General features: G+C 75.1%; 1 protein-coding gene. It reads left to right on the forward strand.

Annotated elements, in window-relative coordinates:
* Positions 1–29 precede the first annotated feature (29 nt).
* Positions 30–1,550 carry an alpha/beta hydrolase gene (locus tag ADY01_RS35155; protein WP_049580907.1) on the forward strand — a complete coding sequence of 507 codons (1,521 nt, stop codon included), beginning with the start codon at positions 30–32 and terminating at the stop codon, positions 1,548–1,550.
* The last annotated feature ends 388 nt before the right edge of the window (positions 1,551–1,938 follow it).

The raw sequence follows: 1,938 nt of genomic DNA on the forward strand, positions 1-1,938 counted from the left end.
CCTCCGCCTGCTCGGGCGACGCGGTCCGCGTGGGCGCCGCCCCGGCCGCCAGGGCGGACCCGGTGGACACCTCCGACCTGCCGGAGTCCCTCACCGGCCAGTCCCTCGACTGGTCCCGCTGCCCCGCTCCCGACCCCGCCCAGGGCGACGACCAGATGTCCCCGGCCCCGCTGCCCGACGGCACCGGGTGGGAGTGCGCGACGATGGAGGCGCCGCTGGACTACCGGGACCCGGAGGGCGAGACCCTCGGCATCGCCCTGATCAGGTCGCGGGCCAAGGAGCGCGGGGACGGGCGCATCGGCTCGCTGATCTTCAACTTCGGCGGCCCCGGCGGCTCGGGCGTCATCACGCTCCCCGCGTTCGGCCAGGACTACGGGGAGCTGCACCGGCGGTACGACCTGGTCAGCTTCGACCCGCGCGGCGTCGGCGACAGCGAGGGCGTCTCCTGCCTCGACTCCGAGGGCCTGGACCGCTTCTTCGCCGCGGACCCGGTCCCCGACGGCGCGCGCGAGCGGAGCAGGCTGACCGACCGGCTCAGGAGGTTCGCCGACGGCTGCGAGGACGCGTCCGGCGACCTCCTCCCCCACCTCACCACCACGGCCACCGCCCGCGACCTGGACCTGCTCCGGCGGGTCCTCGGCGACGACCGGCTGCACTACTTCGGCATCTCCTACGGCACCGAACTGGGCGCCGTCTACGCCCACCTCTTCCCGCGCCGCGTCGGCCGCGCGGTCTTCGACGCGGTGGTCGACCCGACCGGCACCACGGAACAGGGCGCGCTCGCCCAGGCCAAGGGCTTCCAACTCGCCCTCGGCAGCTACCTCGACCACTGCGGCGAGCGCGAGGACTGCCCGCTGGGCGGCGACCGCGACGAGGCGGAGGACCGCCTCGAACAGCTGCTGCACCGCCTCGACTCCCGCCCGATGCGCACCCAGGACCCCGACGGCCGCCGCCTGACCGAGTCCCTCGCCTGGGGCGGCATCGCCCAGTCCCTCTACTCCGAGGACTTCTGGCCCTACCTCACCCAGGGCCTCGGCGACGCCCTGGACGAGGACCGCCCGGACGGCACCGTGCTGCTGGCCCTGGGTGACGCGATGAACGGCCGCAACCCGGACGGCACCTACAGCACCCTCCAGTCCTCCCTGACCGCCATCGGCTGCGCCGACTCCAGCGAGCGCTACTCCGAGCGCGACGTGCGCGACGTGCTGGGAGAGTTCGAGGACGCGTCCGCCGTCTTCGGGCCGCCGATGGCCTGGTCGCTGCTCGGCTGCACCCACTGGCCGGTGGACGGCGCGCGCGCCCACCCGAAGGTCGGGGCCGAGGGCGCGCGCACGATCCTGCTGATCGGCACCACCGGCGACCCGGCCACCCCGTTCGAGGGCACCGAGCACATGCAGGAGGCCCTCGGCGGCCCCGGCACCGCGGTCCGCATCACCTTCGAGGGCGAGGGCCACGGCGCCTACACCAGCGGAAACGACTGCGTCCGCGACAAGACCAACGCCTACCTGCTGAACGGCGACATCCCCGACGACGGCACCACCTGCGACTGACGGCGAACCAACGGCGCGGCCCCGCGCGTCTCCGTCCGCGTGACGAGGCGCCGGGACGAGGCGCCGGGACAAGGCGCCGGGACGCCGGTGGACGGGGGCGCGGGGCAACGGGTCCCAGCGGCCGGGCCCATGAGCCCGGCCGCTGGGGCGGGTAGCCTCGGCGGGAGAACGTGGTGACGCGAGGGGGCCGGCGGATGCGCGCGGGTGGGATACGGGCGGCGGCCCTGGTGACGGTCGTGGCCCTGGCGGTGACGGCGTGCAGCGGCGACGGCGACCAAGGTGACCACGATGGTGGCGGTGGCGATCGAGGAGAAGATGACGTCGTCGGCGAGGCAGAGGGTGGCGCCGGAGACGGCGACGGCGAGCCCCGAGAGGACGACGGCCCGGC

The sequence above is a fragment of the Streptomyces sp. SBT349 genome (assembly GCF_001083795.1).
GTDB lineage: Bacteria > Actinomycetota > Actinomycetes > Streptomycetales > Streptomycetaceae > Streptomyces.